The sequence below is a fragment of the Halobacteriovorax sp. DPLXC-1 genome (assembly GCF_036903125.1).
Classification (GTDB): domain Bacteria; phylum Bdellovibrionota; class Bacteriovoracia; order Bacteriovoracales; family Bacteriovoracaceae; genus Halobacteriovorax_A; species Halobacteriovorax_A vibrionivorans.
The window spans coordinates 756,729-772,839 of sequence record NZ_JAYMCO010000003.1 but is presented as its reverse complement, the minus strand read 5'-3'; the positions used below and the strand labels follow the sequence as shown (position 1 = coordinate 772,839).

Genomic DNA, 16,111 nt, shown 5'->3' with positions numbered 1-16,111 from the left:
TCTTTTCTATCCATACATTTGAAAAAAGATCACTGCAAAGAAGACGACAATAAAGAGAGTAAGAATTAGATATAGGCCTATATCACTTCCCCCTTCATTTATATACTCCTTCCCTTCAGGAATTTTACCTTCATAATCAAATTTCTTAACTTCCGAAGAAGTGCTATTTGTCGTATTTTCCATACGTCCTCCAAAAACATTAAATAATAAAAAAACTTATGAATTTGGATTATTTGGCGGGCTTAGTCCTGAGTGACCACCAAGATGCTCTTGGCTAAAATAGGTTTGGGAAAAATCAATTCTATACGTGGCAGGCTTCTTAGATAATTTGAAGCAATATGAAGAAATGAATAAAGAATGATCAAAATCAAAATCTTCTTCTACTAACTCAGCTTGTTCACTGACCTGATCAAAAGTAATTGAAAAAGGAGATTGGCCATAGTGGCCGTGGCCTTTATAGAGATCACCATCATGGTCAGCGTAAAGACTACCAAATAGAAATAAAGATAATAGAAGATAGAGAAAATTAATTTTCAAAACGCCACAGTCCTCTTACGTTATTGACTCCTGCAACACGCCACTTATCTTTCTTTCTTAAAGTAAAAGTAATTTCTACTGGCTTTAGAGTATACTCTCCATCATTTATATTTTTTAAAATAGTTGCATTGGCCTGAGCTCTCTTAGAAATAAGAGGTGGCCTTGTTAAGCTTAAAAGAGCTATTTGCATATCAAATTTATTATCAAACTCTGGTACGATTACAACGGCCTTTACTGTAGCTGTTCTGGCCTCTTCTTTTACCTCAACAATTTTAAATGAAAGTAGGCCTTGGATTGCCTCTAAGACTTCCTTCTTTGTCTTCTTTATGTTCTTTTCCCAAATGACTACATCTTTGACGAACCCACGATAATCAGCGATTTGCTGACTTGAGCTGAATCCGGGATCATAGTGATTAAATGTCTCTTCAAAATTTACTAAGAAAGTCTCACGAATTACTGTTTCCACAGTCTCTTTTGGTGTTGGCTTTGAGCATCCAAAGAGAAGTAATCCGAAAACTAGAAGAATAAAAGTCTTTTTCATGACTCATATTATACACTAAACGAGCTCGGTCTGAATGATTTCTTTTTTACTACGCTCAATAGAAGTTGAAGTCGCTAAAACGTCAAAAATACTAGAGAAAGTATTAAGTTTATAGATGTGATCATCGGGAAGTTTTTGCATTAGCTCACGATGGGCCATGGCCAAATTAGTATAAGGTAGCTCTGGAAAAAGGTGATGAATGGCATGGTAATTAAGGCCATTAACAAAGATAAAAAATGAACTCGGCCCTGATTCTATTGTCACAGTATCAAGAAGATGATCCTCCCAACCCATTGGAGTCAGACTTTCATTTGTATAGAGGTGATTAAATAGCGCTCGATACATATTAAGAGTTGATGAGATGACCACAACACTATACCAAACCCAAATCATCTCAAATGGAAGAATACTAAAATAGATAGCGCACCCAATGACAAATTTATAAAGCATACACATGAGATCATTTCTTATCATTCGACGAATCTCCTCTTCCCTCCTATATGGCCTTTTATAATCCATAGAAAAAGCGAGAGTTGAGATATTCTGATAAGTCCAAATTCTTTGTTCTTTATTAAGAAATAGATATGAAAGTGGATAGATGCCGAACCTAATAATTTGAATGAATGGTAAAAGTAGCGATGACAAAAATGGCCTAATAAGAGTCAAAGAATCAAAACTTGAAATATACTTATACTCCGGATCGCGAGTGGTTCCATAGGTCCTCTTTCCGTGATGAAAAAGGTGGGCATCACCGAGATATACGGGATAGGCATTTGGCCATCCAAATAATAAATTAAAAGCTAAGCGATAGCCTTTAATCTTTTTAGCAATATGTGAAACCTCATGAACAAGGAGTGTCCCACGATAGATAAAAAATATAGCAAGTAAGAAAGAGATGATATTAAAGTGAAAGCACGTATAAAAGAATGCACTCCAACCAATAACTGCATTAATAATAAGATCAAACCATACCCTAGACTTATTAAGGGTGTGATGCTTTTTAAGAATGTCACGCATTAGCTCAAGGCCTTCCTCTCTCATGCACTATTTCTAGCACATAAGAGAGGAATCAATAATACTTATGTAAAATGTTTACTTAATTTAACTTACTTAACACCATTTTTTATTTCTTCAACAACCTCTGGATCTAGAAGAGTCGAAGTATCACCGAAGTTATTAAAATCATGGGCCGCAATCTTTCTAAGAATTCTTCTCATAATCTTTCCACTTCGAGTTTTTGGAAGGCCTGAAACGATTTGAATCTTATCAGGGCGAGCAACGGCACCAATTTCTTTTATAATTGTGTCGTTGATATGCTTTGTAACTTCTGCCTCATCTTTTAAATCAGTCACAACATAAGCATAGATCCCCTCACCTTTTACATCGTGCGGGTAACCAACAACGGCACTTTCAGCGATGGCCGTATTCTTACCGATAGCATTTTCAATCTCGGCCGTTCCAAAACGGTGACCAGACACATTGATAACATCATCCACGCGTCCTGTGATTCGCATATAACCTTCGATATCGCGTTTGGCACCATCACCAGAGAAATAATAACCCTTATAAGTTCTAAGATAGGCATTCATGAAACGCTCATGATTCTTATAAACAGTTCTAAGCATTCCTGGCCATGGGTGCTTAATACATAGCTTTCCTTCGGCCATTGTTTCACCAATCTCACGGCCATCATCATCAACTAGAACAGGAATAATTCCAGGAAGAGGAAGTGTTGCTTTACAAGGCTTTGTCTTTGTCAGCCCAGCCAGTGGAGAAATAAGAATTCCACCTGTTTCAGTTTGCCACCAAGTATCTACAATTGGACATTTCTTCTTTCCAATATGCTCATTATACCAATGCCAAGCTTCAGCATTAATAGGCTCACCAACAGAGCCTAGAACCTTTAAAGTTGAAAGATCATACTTTGCAGGAACATCGTCTCCACACGCCATTAAAGCACGAACCGCAGTTGGCGCAGTATAAAAATGTGTTACCTTATTCTTTTCAACGATATCCCAAAAGCGTCCCGCATCTGGATAAGTTGGTACACCTTCAAACATCATTGTTGTGGCGCCATTTAAAAGTGGCCCATAAGTGATGTAAGTGTGGCCAGTGATCCAACCAATATCTGCTGTACACCAGTACATATCTTTAGTCGATTCTCCTGGGTCTACTTGAAAGACATTGGCAAAAGTATAAGCGGCCCAAACCATATAACCAGCTTGCGTATGAACAACACCCTTAGGCGTTCCAGTTGAACCAGAAGTATAGAGAATAAATAATGGATCTTCTGCATCGAGTTGAGGAGCTGTGTGTTTATCAGAAGCTTTATCAAAGAGTTCGTGCCACCAAAGATCACGCCCATCTTGCATAGTTACTTTATTATTTGCACGCTTATGTACAATTACATTCTTAACACAAGAGCAGTCTTTTTCTTTTAGGGCCTCATCGACAATAGACTTAAGTTCAGTGACTTTAGTTCCGCGAAGTCCTCCATCATTTGTGACAAGCACACTACACTCTGCATCTACAATTCTTCCGGCCAGGGCCTGAGCTGAGAAGCCACCAAAAACAACAGAGTGAATCGCACCAATTCTGGCACAAGCAAGAACTGTAAACATCAGCTCTGGGACCATAGACATATAGATACAAACACGGTCACCTTTTTTAACACCAAGCTCTTCTAACATATTTGCCGTTTTACAAACTTGAGCGTGAAGTTCTTTATAAGTGAATTCTTGATTTTTCTCACTAGGATCATTAGCAACATAGACCAGTGCTTTCTTATCACCTCTTGTTTCAAGATGACGATCGAGACAATTTTCAGTGATATTTAATTTGGCACCATTAAACCAACGAATTTCCCCATCAGTAAAATCACCTAACGTAACATCTTGCCACTTTTTAGAAAATTGAAAATTCTCTGCGATCTTTCCCCAGTATTCACTCGGGTTATTCTTTGCCTGCTCATAAGCGGCTTCATATTCTTCGAAAGTTTTAAGACGAATATCCATATTCTTTACCTCATAAAATTTTAGTGATTAGAACTAAATTTTCTCGCAAAGATATGAATTCGTCTAGTAAACGTATGGATTCTTAACTTCTATAATCTTACTTAGTAAGGCCCTTAAATCATTCATTTGGCCGTACCAATAATTAGGCGACTCAAAGTAGCCAAAAGTATATTTAAATGACGGATCGTCCCATCGCTTCGCAATCCATGCACTAAAGTGAATGAGGCGTAGTGCACGAAGAGAAGGAATTAATTTTAGCTGCTCATAAGGAAATGAGCGAATACTATCATATGCATCTAAAAATATATTTCGATCGATAATGGATTGTTGATCATCCCCTGGACAAATCGGCCATACATCCTGAACGACTGGGCCCATTACCATATCATCAAAGTCAACAAAGTAAGAATCATCACCTCTTAAAATGATATTTCCTTTGTGAAAGTCACCATGAACTCTTTGAAAGTTCATATTCTCAAAGAGAGGCTTTGATTCACGAATGATCTGATCACAAATTGTAATGAAGCTTTCTCTGATATCTGCAGGAATATAGTCCGTAGACTTTAAGTAGTTAAGATTAGCTTCTCCGTAAGATTCAGGAGTGAGTTTTATTCGATGTTCGGCCGCCTTAAGAGCACCAACACTATGGATACGAGCAAGTGAGCGCCCCATTATTTCAAGTTGCTCTTCATTCATTTCTTCAGGGTTTCTTCCCCCTCTCTTTTCATAAAGGCAATACAAAATCTTATGATCAGGCATTTCAAATAGAGTTTCACCATCGATATTTAGTGGTGGAATCACTGGAACTTCTGCTTCCACAAGGTCATTTAAAAAGTCGTGTTCATCTCGTATTTGTTCCTTTGTCCAACGTCCAGGACGATAGAATTTGGCCACGATAAAATTATCACTTGGTGAGTTGATCTCACTTTCAGGTCGATCAACTTCAATTTCATAAACACGATTTTCGATACTATTTAAAGGTAAACAACGGCCAGTGGTTTTAAAGCCCACAGCGTCAATAGCATCCAAGATGGCCTCTGGATTTAATTTGAAGAAGTATTGGGTCTCTTCACTACCCCAAACATATTTAGACATGTAAAAAATCATACGCTTGCGCATGGCACCATGGCAATGAAAACATCGAATGTTACAAAGCCATATATTTAGGAGAGATTATGTATAAATTTGCACTTTTAGCACTTATTTCAACTTTTAACCTTGCTGCAACTTTTGAATTTGTTGGCCCATGTGAAAGAGCCGCTCTATTTGAAACCCAAATGCAACTAGATAATGGTGCAACAGTTGGAAGTGCAACAATTAAGCTTCTAAATACTTATCAAATCCCTCATAAGGGTACACAACGAGGAATGAATTCCATCTTTGATACTCCAACAGGAATTGATGCCATGGAGGTCTTAAGTGATACTCAAATGAATGCTCATGGATGGTGTTACTCAGTAAATGGCCTAAGTCCAGAGGTTTATCCAAACGAAGTTGAGCTTAAAGACAACGATCACGTTATGTGGTGGTTTGGATACGCTCACTATGATAGCGGAAAATGGATCACACAATGTGAGCCGACTTGGAAGCGAGCTCCTGCACAATTTTGCAACTAGGCCCTAAATTAGCTTGAACAACTTAGAGTTGAGCATCCTGGTCGTGAAGTCGACCACTCAGGAGCTTTTTTATAAAAAGGTCTCGTGAACTCATTTAATTCATATGGATTCAAAATCGCCTGCTCTAAATTACGTAGACTTGTTTCATCACCTTTTTCTAGGTCATCAAGAACAAGTTGCACGATATAATTTCTTGGAATAAAGACAGGGTTTGATTCGTTCATAACTCCATAGGCAATCATAGGATCTACTCTTTGAAGCTTTTGCTCCCTTTGCCATTTCTTTAACCAGATATCCAGACGATTTCTATCATCATTAGTTAAGTCTTTATAGAAGATGCTTTGCCAGTCAACTTCTTTGCCCTCCATCACATCCATTAAGCTGCGATAAAAGAGGGTCATATCTGCTTGAAGATCATATTGAAGATCAAAGAGTTCATCTATAAATTGACGCTCACAGGTTTTAAGTCCAACTTTCTTTGCTTGAATATCTTGATAGAAGTGATGGAACTTATCAGGAAAGCTATCCAGTTGTTCATCGAGGTTATCAAGACAAACAGTCTGAAGCGCCTCTTTTAATTGAGCAAGATTCCAATATGCAATATTGACTTGATTAATAAATCGGTAACGTTTTTCTCTGAAGTCAGTTGTATTTGGTGTCCAATTAGGATCGAATCGATCAAGCCAACCATAAGGCCCATAGTCGATAGTAAGTCCTAGCATTGATAAGTTGTCAGTATTCATCACTCCATGAACAAAGCCAACACGCATCCATTCACTCATGAGATAAGCAGTTCGGCGCACAACCTCACCAAACATTTCCTTAATGGACATGCCAGGAAAATAATTTTCTATTGTATAATCGATAAGTTCTTTTAATTCTTCGAGTTCATGGTTGGCCGCATGTATTTGATAATTCCCAAACCTCAAGAAACTAGGTGCAATTCTAGTACAAATAGCTCCTTTCTCGTAAGCAGCATTTCCATCATAGAACATATCCCTAAGGACATCCTCTCCGGTCTCAACAAGGCTTAATGCCCTTGTGGTTGGAACTCCTAAATGAAACATTGCTTCAGAGCAAATATATTCTCTAAGTGATGAGCGTAGTACGGCCTTACCGTCTGCTCCCCTTGAATAAGGAGTTAGACCTGCACCTTTAAGTTGAATTTCCATCCCATTTAATTGACCAAGACTCATGGCCCTGCCATCACCAAGCTGTCCGGCCCAATGTCCAAATTGATGGCCACCGTAGCGAGCAGCAATCGGAGTTGGAATATAATTTTCTTGATTACCACTTAAAAGTTTAATCCAAAGTTCTTTATCTGAATCTTTAATTCCCATGGCAGTAGCTAGGCCATTACTCCAACAAAGTAATTTAGGATTAGGTGCTTTCTCAGGTGTAACTTTAGAAAAGTGTGCACCTGGAGTTTGTTGAGGGCGACCTGTTAGCTGTTTAAACTCTCGTAGCCCCTGATAAATTTCTTCGAGTTTAATCATTTTTTGCCTCTAGTAATGTGGTGGCTTAAAGTCTTTAAGATTCTCAAGTGTCATCTGCTCAGCAGGACCGTCGCTCTGGGCGGCCACGAGATTCTTAACATGTGCAACTAATTCATCAATGATAAACTCTTGCTTTGTTACAACTTCATTTAGTTGGCCTAATAAATGATCTTGATGACAAAATTTTTCTTCAAGATCGACTAATCTCTTTTCAAGTTCTTCTTTATTCATGTTTATTAAATACTACATTCCTTAAGTAGCGTCTATTTATTAGTCGTAGCTTACTGTACTTCTAGTAACTTAGAGAGGTGTCAAAAATTAGGATTTAATTAATCACTTCCATTTAAGATCATGCTAAAATATTTGCCATGAAAAAGAAGTGGAATTTTGCCACCAATTTTATCAGTCTCATGCTGCTTGGGTTTATAATTTACAAGCAGGCGCCTGCTGTCATGAATAACTTTAATAAAGAGGGCTCTAATCTCAATCCAAAAGAATATCTTGATATCAGAACAAATGAGAAGATCAACTTTCCGTCTCAAAATGAGAAGGATCACTCTATTGCGATCTTTTGGGCAACGTGGTGTGGGCCATGTAAAGTTGAAATGCAAAGACTCCATGACTCAGTATTGGAAGGAAAAATCAATCCACAATCAATCTACGCTATTAACGCATTTGAAACAGGAGTGAAAGTACGTCGCTTTATTAATCAAAGTCCATATAAGTTTCGTTTCATAAATTCTCCTTATGCAACGAGAAAGCTCCAAGTAAAGTCCACACCCACAACAATCTTTTTAAAGGGTAATAATGTCACTTCCATGAGTTCTGGTTTGAGCTTAATTGGTATTTGGCGAGCAGAAAAGCATCTGGCCACAAAGTAAGAACTCTCGACAAGAGTTTCTTTAAAGGCTAATATCGATTTATGGATTCAAATCAAAAACTTACATATACTAATGATGAAGGCCTAGAGGTTAAGACATCACAATTTTTAAGAAACCGAGGTTCTTGCTGTCGAACAAGCTGTCTTCACTGCCCATATGGATTCACTCTTAAGAATAACGATATCACTTTTAGAGATGTTGAGGCACAAGAGATAAAACTGGCACAAACAATTATGGATGAAAGTGCTGGTAAGCAAGAAGAAACCTCTTCCATAGCGGCCTCACTCATGGGATCTGCATTTGGTGCACCTAAGAAAAAAGTTAATTCAATACAAATTAATGATGAAAATTATCACAATTATGCTTTTGCTACTTTAAAAGAAGTTGTCTTTGGGCTAATTGAAAAAGGACCCAATCAAGCAAGAAAGCTCTACTTAAGAGAGCACTTTAAAGAGCAAGGCCTGGATATCGACTTCATAAATTCAACGATTTAAACCTGTTCATTAAATTTACACCCCTAAAAACTTTTACAATCATACTCATCTGAATCTCTAAATAACCTATATTAACAGGGAATATTTGGAGAATTAGATGAAGAGAACCGCACTACTTTTAGTAGTACTAACTACATTAATTTCAAGCTTACAGGCCCAGGCCAGACACAGCGACTCAGACTTTCGTGAAAGACAACGTGAAAGAATGAAAGAACGTCGCAAAGAAAAAGAGCGCAAGAAGAAAATTAATCGAATCAACTGGTCTGCAAATTATCAGGACTTATTAAATGAGAATGGTCGCTTCTTTCAACGCCTATTTAGGCGTCATGATGCCGGTCGAATTATAGGTTTAGAGCTTATTATTGCATCAAGCTCTTGGTCAAATATTGAAAGTGGCTTTGGTCACACAATGCTTCGTTTTGTTGATGATATTGGAACTGAATCTGATGATGTTGTTCTAAGCTTTGTAGCAAATGTCGATAGTGTAAAGCTCAACTATGTAAAAGGTATTTTTGGTGGATACCCAGTATTTCCTCAAGTCAAAAGTCTTCGTCTTTTTATGGATGAATACAATAACAGACAAAAAAGAGATCTTGATCGATACATTATTATCTCAAATGAAGAAATCAGAAATAACGTAATTAACGAGTTAAAAGAGCAATGGCGACAGATCGCTAAACACCGCATTGAAACACATAAAGGTGTAATGCAAGAAACTGTTGAAAAACTTAAAAACTACTCTAGTGAAAAATATGGACAGGGACAATATGGAATCCTGCCACTGAGGTCGCAAACAGGGTCAATCTATGCCCTATCAGCAATTCCAAAGAAAACTGAAGGACAAGTAAAGACAACAGTAGAAGAAATCTTTCCTCTTCTTTATGACCTTCCACAAAGTAGTGATTTGGGAGATTATACTTTCTTTGCAAATAATTGTGCTGGAGCACTTGTAAACTTCTTTAAACAAGTAGGACTTCCATATCATAAGAGCCTTGGTATAAAAGGAAGAATCCCTCTAGCTCTACCAAAGTACTTAAAAAGAGCATTAGTTAATCCTTATCCAATTATTAAGATTAAATCACTAAGAGAATTAAAAGAAAAAGTTGTTGAGATACTTGATCTTAAAGATATTGATCAACTTCGATACGACATAAAACCAGAACAAGTTAAAGTGCTAATTAATAAGCTAAGTCTTAATGAAATTAGAAAACTAAATGAGATTGTATCATTTGACCTAGCTGCCTTTAATGAATACAAGGCTTTTATCAAAAAAACAGACCGTATTGGATTTGATGAATTACATGGCCTAGAAAAGGTTCCAGCTAACCTCTATGAAATTTGCAATAGCTCAAAATGCGAGTCTGAAATCAAGACAAGCTTAGAGTCATTTTATGGAAAAGGTACTTTAGCAAAGATTCAAGAAGAAGGACAAAAGCTTTCTAAAAGAGAAATTATTAAGTGGAAACGCGATCATCGAACAAAAAGAAGAGTTCGTGTCTACACTGAACCATACGAAGGACTATTAGTTAACAAAGAAATACTAGATCATCAAAAACGATTCTATCTTTTACATGAGAGATGGTAATTTTAGGAGGAACAATGAAAAAATCACTTTTAGCACTTGGGCTACTATGCTCTATTGCAACAACAGCAGCACAAGCAAATTGTCTTGAGCTTTACAAAGAAAGAAATGATGCACCTACTGATAAAGCAATTGGTACGGCTGCAGCACTTAGTACAACAGGTGTAGCACTTGCCTGGGGTGGAACTGAGCTTGCATCATCAACAATTGCAGCAGGAACAGCTGTTTTAGCAGATTCAGATAATGTTATCATTGATCTTATCGCTCTAGATATTATTCATGATGGTATTACTTCAGCAACTGAAGCTGTTTACTACGGTTCATCAAGTACGCTTGCTGCCTCTGGTGTTCTAGACTCAAGTAGAAGAAACTTTAGCGGACAAATTAAGCTTATCGAAGATGCACAACTTGCACCAAAAGTAACAGGGACAACTCTTGCAGAGTTTACTGAAGACTTAAATGACAAGCGCTCTGAAGATGCTAAAGTTTCAACAGCAGATGTTGCTAACGAAATCCGCATCGCTAACGATCGTCTTGAATTCTGTATTGATCCAGATGATATGATGTCTATGTCTGAGATTAGAGATTTCATCAACAAGCAACTATAATACTTGTCTATATCGTGGGCCAAATTCCTTGGCCCACTGTTTATTTCCTAAACACTTTTCAATAACTAAACATTCAATTATTTGCTAACACCCTGTAATCACGATATGAACTTGGCATATCTATTGCACTTATATATGAAATAGAAAAATCCAATCGTAAATCACAATTAGGGAGAAAGACGATGAAGAATATCTGTTGCCTAGCTTTAATGACATTAGTCGTTTTCAGTACAAATACACAAGCTGAAAGCTACCGTGGAAAGTTATTTAAGAAAGATGGTGTTGTGAAAGCAAAAATCCATATTGATGGCCAAGTCGACAACTTCAAAGTTACACAATTAAAATTCCCTAAAAGCTACAATAAGTATCTCGATAAAGTCCTAGTCAACTCTCCTAATTATGTCTTTGAGTTTGATGGTGAGATCTCTGAGAATAACCTTATTATTGATAAGATGCCAAGAGTTGTTGCCGACTTAGAAGATCGAGTTGGAGTTCTTACAAAAAGTGCCGATGGTTCATTCTATCTTAATGATCAAAAGGCTGAGTTTGGAAGAACAAAGAAGATTTACGGAACAAAATTTGATAAAAAATCACGTGACTATTTTGTAGGAAAGAAAGTCCACACTCAAGGTCACATGGAAGACAATACATATATAATTAATGCAATTATTCCTGCAAACCTTTTCACTGTTGGTGATAATCCATATCCAGCAAATAAGAAATTCGAAAAGAATCCTTTAAAATACATTCTTAAAGAAATGCCAAAGAATAAAAACTCACAATCACTTGAGCCATTTAGAGGAACAATTCGTCATCGTGATAATTATCAGGCCACTCCAGGAGATCACGTTTTTGTTGTCACTTTAAGTGGACGACAAGGAGATATTCCAGGTTCAGCAGCAGGACACTTTGCTATTGGAATGGGAGAAGTACAAAAAGACTTATCAATAAAAGGTGAAACATTTAATTTTTACTTTAAAGGTGAAAAAGAGGTTCTTGCTAGTAATACAGACCTAGTAAGTTACTTTGGTCACCTAATTCAAGGACAGGTTAATTACCGTCCAACTTATACACTAATTGGCTATGCTCGCTCAAAAGAAGATATGATGAAAGTTCGTGATATCTTTGAAGAACAACTACATCGAGTACGTACAGAAGAGGGTCTAGAAATTACTCCATTTTATAATTGTACAACGACTTCTAATGATACAATGAGAGAAATTGGAATCAAGGGAGCACATGAGTTTGCTATTAGTAATATCCTTGACTACCAATTTTATCTACCACTTAGCCAAAAAGCGCCAAAAGATGGAACTGATGCATCGAAATTATCTCAATTACGTTATATTCTAAAAAGAGATTCTGAGCATTACGTACCCAGAAAAGCATTTGAGTCTTTTGCTAAAGCAATGGTTTATCAAAGTAAGCGATTAAAGCTAAAAAGAACTGATTATATATTCTTACCTCAGACACCATCAGAGAGAAAGATGGGTGGTATCTCTTATGATGAAGTACTTGCTGAAGGAAATAAGATTGTTAACTTCAGTAAGGCCAGAGATGAAAGGATTGCAAAAGAAAAAGAAGCAAGAAAAGTACTGGCAGACGAAAGCTCTACGCAAGAAGAGATTAACGCTGCAAAAGAAGTACTAGCAAAAGCTCCTTCTAAAGAGGAAGATGAAAAGCAAATTGATGAGCTTCTCTATAGTATCGATTAATAAAATTTAAATACAAAATTAAGTTTCTCCTAAACTATATAAGTGTCACTATATAGTTTAGGAGTTTTCATGTTTAAGGCCCTATTTTTTTTGGTTATCACTCTCCCCTTTTCTACACTCGCTTCAGATGAAATGAAGTGGCCCACTCACAGTATCAGCTTAACTTATGGTGTCTCTTTCCACGATAGTTCAATCCAACTTGGAACGCGCTCAGGTGGAGGCTTTATAATTGATACGGAGGATACCTTAGGCCTAAAAGAAAACCAAAGTTCAATTCGACTAAACTATGACTGGCGATTTAGTGATAATAAAAAGCATATTATGGCATTTTCCTGGTATCAGTATCATCGTAGTGGAAGAAAAGTACTTGCTGAAGATATAAAATATGAGGATAAAGATGGTAATGAGCAAACAATCCCAACTGGAACACTCATCGACTCAGTATTTAACTTTGATATCATAAGACTCTTCTATGCTTACTCATTCTTTCTTGATGATCGAATTAATCTCTCAGGTGGTGCTGGATTCTATGTCATGCCTATTGAAGTAGGTGTTGGTGAATCAGGACAAGCAAAGACCAAGAATAGCTTTGTCGCACCATTACCAACATTTAAACTCAAAGCTGAGATTAACTTAACTCAAAAATGGATTTTAAATAGTGAGTTAAATCTCTTCTATATTAAGATAGGTAGCTTTTCTGGAAAGGTCTTTTCTAATAATCTCTATGCTGACTATCGCTTTGATAACGATTTTTTTCTAGGACTAGGTATCGAAGCATTTAAAATCGATATAAAACTAGATGAAGATAACACAATTTTTGAATCTGAGCTTGATGGACGAGTAATCCTGGCCAATCAGTCACTGCTAATGCGTCTTAGGTATGATTTGTAGGAGTCTTATATATTTTTAAATATAGATCAATCCAGGCCAGAACCTCTTGTTTCTTCTTATTAAATTTTTCGACTTGTTTACTTGTTAAGGTTTTTTGAAATTCATCAAAGAATTTAAAGAAGTATTCATTGTCCTTTAAAACTTGCTTTAAATTCTCTACATCACTAAAGTTTCTTTTCAATGCTACTTGGTAAGCTATTTGATCATCTATCTTTAATGTCTCGACAAATTTCTTTCTCCAAGCACTTGAAGCCTTAAGATTTTCCTTCTTCTTTAAGTAATCCACAACAAGCTTTTCCACTAATATATCTTGCTTCGGTGTTAATTCACCAAACAATCTTGAAAGTCTCTCTATTCCTCGCTTTTTATAACTTTTAAGGTCAGTTTCTCTTTTTTCATTTGCTTTTTTCTGTTTTTCAACAAGCTCCTTTCTTTGCTTACTATCAAGCTTAGAGAGCACTTCAATAGAAATAGCATTTACATCTTTTAGAACACGAGAATACGGAGGATATCCTTTCACGACTTGCTTTCTTAGAGAGTCTTTCGTTATATCATAATCAGCTAAGATTTTTCTTAAGATGATTACTTCTTTATGATGCTCAAAAAATGAAGATGTTACCTGAGATCGAAGTTCTTCTTCCTGTGCCTCATCTAATTCTAAATAGTCTTCAATTTTGTCACTGAGGAAGTCAGGAGCCTTACGTAGAATAGTTTCACGATAACTACAGCTCGATAAAAAAATAAATAGAAATAAGAAATATAGGACTTGTTTCATTTTGGGCACTCCACTTGTCGCCACTTCTTATCATTTACATAGCGAAGAGTGCGTGCATCCTTAACACCTGCTTCTAATAACCAAATATCCCAACCCCACTGTCTCATAACAATATAGGTCTTTGGAAACTTATCACTTGTCACACAAGTATTTGCTTCTCTTTGAATTACAGTTTCGCCACCACAGCTTATAAAAAAAGCAAAGGCCAATAAAAGACTCATTAGAACCACTTTTCAACTTTAAATATAAAATCTAAAAAAGTATTATCTGCAACATAGAGATCATTGTTATTTATAAGTAAATTATAACGATCAATACGTTGATTAACTTTAAAGCTTATAATACCTAAACTATTTTGAAACTTAAGATAGTCAAATTCTATGTAATAATTTTGTTGAGTTGATTGATCCACATTAACTCTCTCTGTCACACCAGTGAGGTCAAAAGCGTCGGCCGAAAGAAAATTGAAGCCAACAGTCGCTCTTATATTCTTTGTCACTTTAGCTTGTCCCAGAAAGCCCAACAGAACCTGAGAACTGTCTTGTGCCTTTAATCGTTCATTATTAAATTCTGACTGATTAACACCACCATTGTAGAAGTTAGCACCAATGACACCCATAAATGAAAAAGTATTAAAATCAATACCAGTATACGCAGCAATCTTATAGTATTCTTGTCCATCAAAAGGACTTACTGTTCTATTTAAAGGAGTTTTAGAAGAATTAGTAGCACCCCATACAATAGAGGCTTCAATATCAAAGAAGACTTCATTTTCTTGAATTAATCGATAACGTAAATCAATGCTTGGATCATAGAATGCAAAAGGACTCTTCTCAGGTGTTTCACTATCATTTTCATCTTCTAGATGAGTATCAAAATCAGCTACTTCAGCATGAGTACTAAAAGCAATAAGAAAACGATCCGATATTGAATACCTATAGTTAATCCCAGCAACCAGAACAGAGCGATCAACCTCAAAGAATTCTTCAACGCCACCAGATCGATCATCAAATTCCATTTCATCCAATGACCAATAGATAGAATATTCTACTACACTCCCACCCTTTTCTGGAAAGCGATATAAGTAGTCTAGACTCTTAAGTTGGGCCATTGATGAAAAAGAGAAGAAGATCAATAGAATAGAAATTAGATAATTCATAGAGAAACCCCAATGCTTAGACCGTAACGGTTACGAATAGGATCAACAGTTGGAGTTAGAATTGCTCCATTCTTATTATTAAATCGATACTTTCCATTTTCATCAAAGTGAAACTCGTACATGAAATAACTCGTCAGAGATCCTATAAGGGCCCCAGTAGCGACATCTTTGAAGCTATGTTTATTTGCATCAATACGAGTCCAGCCAATATATGAAGCGTAAATAAGTGGTAGAGATGCAATGTAAATATTTTCATGAAACTTCTCGCTTCGATAAATATCCATACTCATCCACATCCCAACAGTAAAAGCATGAGTTGTATGACCACTTGGAAACGAAAGATAATTAGATTCATCTGGGCGCTGTTTATTTACAGCATACTTTGTACCAAAAGTTATCCCCTGAGAAATGAGCATAGACTCAGTAAAAACAAATGCTTTTTCAAAAGCGTATTCATCATTTCCAAATAAATAGTATCCATACATTCCAGCTGTTAAAACTTCAGGCCCATGATTACCTAGTTGGTATGCCCATACAGGAACTTCAATATCATCTTCGTTAAAGTCGTAATCACTACTATCGATTTCTTGTTTTACAAATTCAGGGGAAATTATGGAATATGTCACTAATTCGATAGCAAAGAAAGTAGCTAAGAATTTGATTTGGATTGGAGAAACATCCCAACGACTCTTACGGATATGCTCAGAAGGAGGTGAAAACGCAAAAGTGTGAATGGTCACAAATAAGAATAAGATACATGCTTTTAACATATATTAATGAGACCAAATTTTACTTTAATCGT

General features: G+C 36.4%; 19 protein-coding genes. 7 read left to right on the top strand and 12 right to left on the bottom strand.

Going from position 1 to position 16,111, the window contains the following annotated elements:
• Nucleotides 1-6 precede the first annotated feature (6 nt).
• The 6 genes from VCM44_RS13745 to VCM44_RS13720 form a co-directional block, all read right to left on the bottom strand.
• A complete protein-coding gene (locus tag VCM44_RS13745; protein ID WP_334679140.1) occupies nt 7-183 on the bottom strand; it encodes a hypothetical protein in 177 nt (58 codons plus the stop codon).
• A gap of 33 nt (nt 184-216) precedes the next feature.
• Nucleotides 217-537, bottom strand: coding sequence for a hypothetical protein (locus VCM44_RS13740; protein ID WP_334679139.1), 321 nt, complete (start codon nt 535-537; stop codon nt 217-219).
• Nucleotides 527-1,078, bottom strand: coding sequence for a hypothetical protein (locus VCM44_RS13735; RefSeq protein ID WP_334679138.1), 552 nt, complete (start codon nt 1,076-1,078; stop codon nt 527-529). Before VCM44_RS13735 ends, VCM44_RS13740 begins: the two co-directional genes overlap by 11 nt.
• 15 nt (nt 1,079-1,093) lie before the next feature.
• A complete protein-coding gene (locus VCM44_RS13730) occupies nt 1,094-2,119 on the bottom strand; it encodes a fatty acid desaturase family protein (RefSeq protein WP_334679137.1) in 1,026 nt (341 codons plus the stop codon).
• A 65-nt stretch (nt 2,120-2,184) separates the two neighbouring features.
• Nucleotides 2,185-4,092: an acetate--CoA ligase gene (acs, locus tag VCM44_RS13725; protein WP_334679136.1), complete on the bottom strand. Its 1,908-nt coding sequence runs from the start codon at nt 4,090-4,092 to the stop codon at nt 2,185-2,187.
• Between the two features lie 63 nt (nt 4,093-4,155).
• Nucleotides 4,156-5,187, bottom strand: a complete 1,032-nt coding sequence (locus VCM44_RS13720; RefSeq protein WP_158536827.1) for a serine/threonine protein kinase — start codon at nt 5,185-5,187, stop codon at nt 4,156-4,158.
• Between the two features lie 80 nt (nt 5,188-5,267).
• Between VCM44_RS13720 and VCM44_RS13715 the strand changes: the two genes are divergently transcribed.
• Entirely contained in the window at nt 5,268-5,708 is a 441-nt protein-coding gene (locus tag VCM44_RS13715) for a DUF4430 domain-containing protein (protein WP_115360868.1), read from the top strand.
• A gap of 8 nt (nt 5,709-5,716) precedes the next feature.
• On the opposite strand, the gene VCM44_RS13710 is transcribed toward VCM44_RS13715, so the two are convergent.
• Both VCM44_RS13710 and VCM44_RS13705 read right to left on the bottom strand, forming a co-directional pair.
• A complete protein-coding gene (locus VCM44_RS13710; protein WP_334679135.1) occupies nt 5,717-7,204 on the bottom strand; it encodes a protein adenylyltransferase SelO in 1,488 nt (495 codons plus the stop codon).
• A gap of 9 nt (nt 7,205-7,213) precedes the next feature.
• On the bottom strand, nt 7,214-7,435 hold the full coding sequence (locus VCM44_RS13705; RefSeq protein WP_115360872.1) for a SlyX family protein: 222 nt from the start codon (nt 7,433-7,435) through the stop codon (nt 7,214-7,216).
• Between the two features lie 221 nt (nt 7,436-7,656).
• On the opposite strand from VCM44_RS13705, the gene VCM44_RS13700 reads away from it, so the two are divergent.
• The 6 genes from VCM44_RS13700 to VCM44_RS13675 all read left to right on the top strand — a co-directional run bounded on the left by VCM44_RS13700 (nt 7,657) and on the right by VCM44_RS13675 (nt 13,375).
• On the top strand, nt 7,657-8,085 hold the full coding sequence (locus tag VCM44_RS13700) for a TlpA family protein disulfide reductase (RefSeq protein WP_334679134.1): 429 nt from the start codon (nt 7,657-7,659) through the stop codon (nt 8,083-8,085).
• Nucleotides 8,086-8,126: 41 nt separating this feature from the next.
• Nucleotides 8,127-8,579 (top strand): DUF5522 domain-containing protein, encoded by a 453-nt coding sequence (locus VCM44_RS13695; protein ID WP_115360876.1) that lies wholly within the window; start codon nt 8,127-8,129, stop codon nt 8,577-8,579.
• Between the two features lie 97 nt (nt 8,580-8,676).
• Entirely contained in the window at nt 8,677-10,164 is a 1,488-nt protein-coding gene (locus VCM44_RS13690; protein ID WP_334679133.1) for a lipoprotein N-acyltransferase Lnb domain-containing protein, read from the top strand.
• A gap of 14 nt (nt 10,165-10,178) precedes the next feature.
• Nucleotides 10,179-10,769 carry a hypothetical protein gene (locus VCM44_RS13685; protein ID WP_115360880.1) on the top strand — a complete coding sequence of 197 codons (591 nt, stop codon included), beginning with the start codon at nt 10,179-10,181 and terminating at the stop codon, nt 10,767-10,769.
• 182 nt (nt 10,770-10,951) lie between these two features.
• On the top strand, nt 10,952-12,484 hold the full coding sequence (locus tag VCM44_RS13680) for a hypothetical protein (RefSeq protein WP_334679132.1): 1,533 nt from the start codon (nt 10,952-10,954) through the stop codon (nt 12,482-12,484).
• 69 nt (nt 12,485-12,553) lie between these two features.
• Entirely contained in the window at nt 12,554-13,375 is an 822-nt protein-coding gene (locus VCM44_RS13675) for a hypothetical protein (RefSeq protein ID WP_334679131.1), read from the top strand.
• Here the strand turns inward: VCM44_RS13675 and VCM44_RS13670 are convergent.
• Genes VCM44_RS13670 through VCM44_RS13655 form a run of 4 tightly spaced genes read right to left on the bottom strand, consistent with a single transcriptional unit; the run spans nt 13,359 to nt 16,079 of the window.
• Nucleotides 13,359-14,150 carry a hypothetical protein gene (locus VCM44_RS13670; RefSeq protein ID WP_334679130.1) on the bottom strand — a complete coding sequence of 264 codons (792 nt, stop codon included), beginning with the start codon at nt 14,148-14,150 and terminating at the stop codon, nt 13,359-13,361. The genes VCM44_RS13675 and VCM44_RS13670 overlap by 17 nt on opposite strands.
• The gene (locus VCM44_RS13665) at nt 14,147-14,371 is read right to left on the bottom strand and encodes a hypothetical protein (RefSeq protein WP_334679129.1); all 225 of its coding nucleotides are present in this window, start codon (nt 14,369-14,371) and stop codon (nt 14,147-14,149) included. Before VCM44_RS13665 ends, VCM44_RS13670 begins: the two co-directional genes overlap by 4 nt.
• Nucleotides 14,371-15,309: a hypothetical protein gene (locus VCM44_RS13660; RefSeq protein ID WP_120404473.1), complete on the bottom strand. Its 939-nt coding sequence runs from the start codon at nt 15,307-15,309 to the stop codon at nt 14,371-14,373. The genes VCM44_RS13665 and VCM44_RS13660 overlap by 1 nt, the downstream gene beginning before the upstream one ends.
• The gene (locus VCM44_RS13655) at nt 15,306-16,079 is read right to left on the bottom strand and encodes a phosphatase PAP2 family protein (protein WP_120404472.1); all 774 of its coding nucleotides are present in this window, start codon (nt 16,077-16,079) and stop codon (nt 15,306-15,308) included. The genes VCM44_RS13660 and VCM44_RS13655 overlap by 4 nt, the downstream gene beginning before the upstream one ends.
• Nucleotides 16,080-16,111: the final 32 nt, after the last annotated feature.

Excerpts from the sequence above, each read along its gene's own strand:
- VCM44_RS13745 (WP_334679140.1), bottom strand. The coding sequence starts at position 183 with ATGGAAAATACGACAAATAGCACTTCTTCGGAAGTTAAGAAATTTGAT.
- VCM44_RS13735 (WP_334679138.1), bottom strand. The coding sequence starts at position 1,078 with ATGAAAAAGACTTTTATTCTTCTAGTTTTCGGATTACTTCTCTTTGGA.
- VCM44_RS13730 (WP_334679137.1), bottom strand. The coding sequence starts at position 2,119 with ATGAGAGAGGAAGGCCTTGAGCTAATGCGTGACATTCTTAAAAAGCAT.
- acs (WP_334679136.1), bottom strand. The coding sequence starts at position 4,092 with ATGGATATTCGTCTTAAAACTTTCGAAGAATATGAAGCCGCTTATGAG.
- VCM44_RS13720 (WP_158536827.1), bottom strand. The coding sequence starts at position 5,187 with ATGTCTAAATATGTTTGGGGTAGTGAAGAGACCCAATACTTCTTCAAA.
- VCM44_RS13715 (WP_115360868.1), top strand. The coding sequence starts at position 5,268 with ATGTATAAATTTGCACTTTTAGCACTTATTTCAACTTTTAACCTTGCT.
- VCM44_RS13710 (WP_334679135.1), bottom strand. The coding sequence starts at position 7,204 with ATGATTAAACTCGAAGAAATTTATCAGGGGCTACGAGAGTTTAAACAG.
- VCM44_RS13705 (WP_115360872.1), bottom strand. The coding sequence starts at position 7,435 with ATGAATAAAGAAGAACTTGAAAAGAGATTAGTCGATCTTGAAGAAAAA.
- VCM44_RS13700 (WP_334679134.1), top strand. The coding sequence starts at position 7,657 with ATGAATAACTTTAATAAAGAGGGCTCTAATCTCAATCCAAAAGAATAT.
- VCM44_RS13695 (WP_115360876.1), top strand. The coding sequence starts at position 8,127 with ATGGATTCAAATCAAAAACTTACATATACTAATGATGAAGGCCTAGAG.
- VCM44_RS13690 (WP_334679133.1), top strand. The coding sequence starts at position 8,677 with ATGAAGAGAACCGCACTACTTTTAGTAGTACTAACTACATTAATTTCA.
- VCM44_RS13685 (WP_115360880.1), top strand. The coding sequence starts at position 10,179 with ATGAAAAAATCACTTTTAGCACTTGGGCTACTATGCTCTATTGCAACA.
- VCM44_RS13680 (WP_334679132.1), top strand. The coding sequence starts at position 10,952 with ATGAAGAATATCTGTTGCCTAGCTTTAATGACATTAGTCGTTTTCAGT.
- VCM44_RS13675 (WP_334679131.1), top strand. The coding sequence starts at position 12,554 with ATGTTTAAGGCCCTATTTTTTTTGGTTATCACTCTCCCCTTTTCTACA.
- VCM44_RS13670 (WP_334679130.1), bottom strand. The coding sequence starts at position 14,150 with ATGAAACAAGTCCTATATTTCTTATTTCTATTTATTTTTTTATCGAGC.
- VCM44_RS13665 (WP_334679129.1), bottom strand. The coding sequence starts at position 14,371 with ATGAGTCTTTTATTGGCCTTTGCTTTTTTTATAAGCTGTGGTGGCGAA.
- VCM44_RS13660 (WP_120404473.1), bottom strand. The coding sequence starts at position 15,309 with ATGAATTATCTAATTTCTATTCTATTGATCTTCTTCTCTTTTTCATCA.
- VCM44_RS13655 (WP_120404472.1), bottom strand. The coding sequence starts at position 16,079 with ATGTTAAAAGCATGTATCTTATTCTTATTTGTGACCATTCACACTTTT.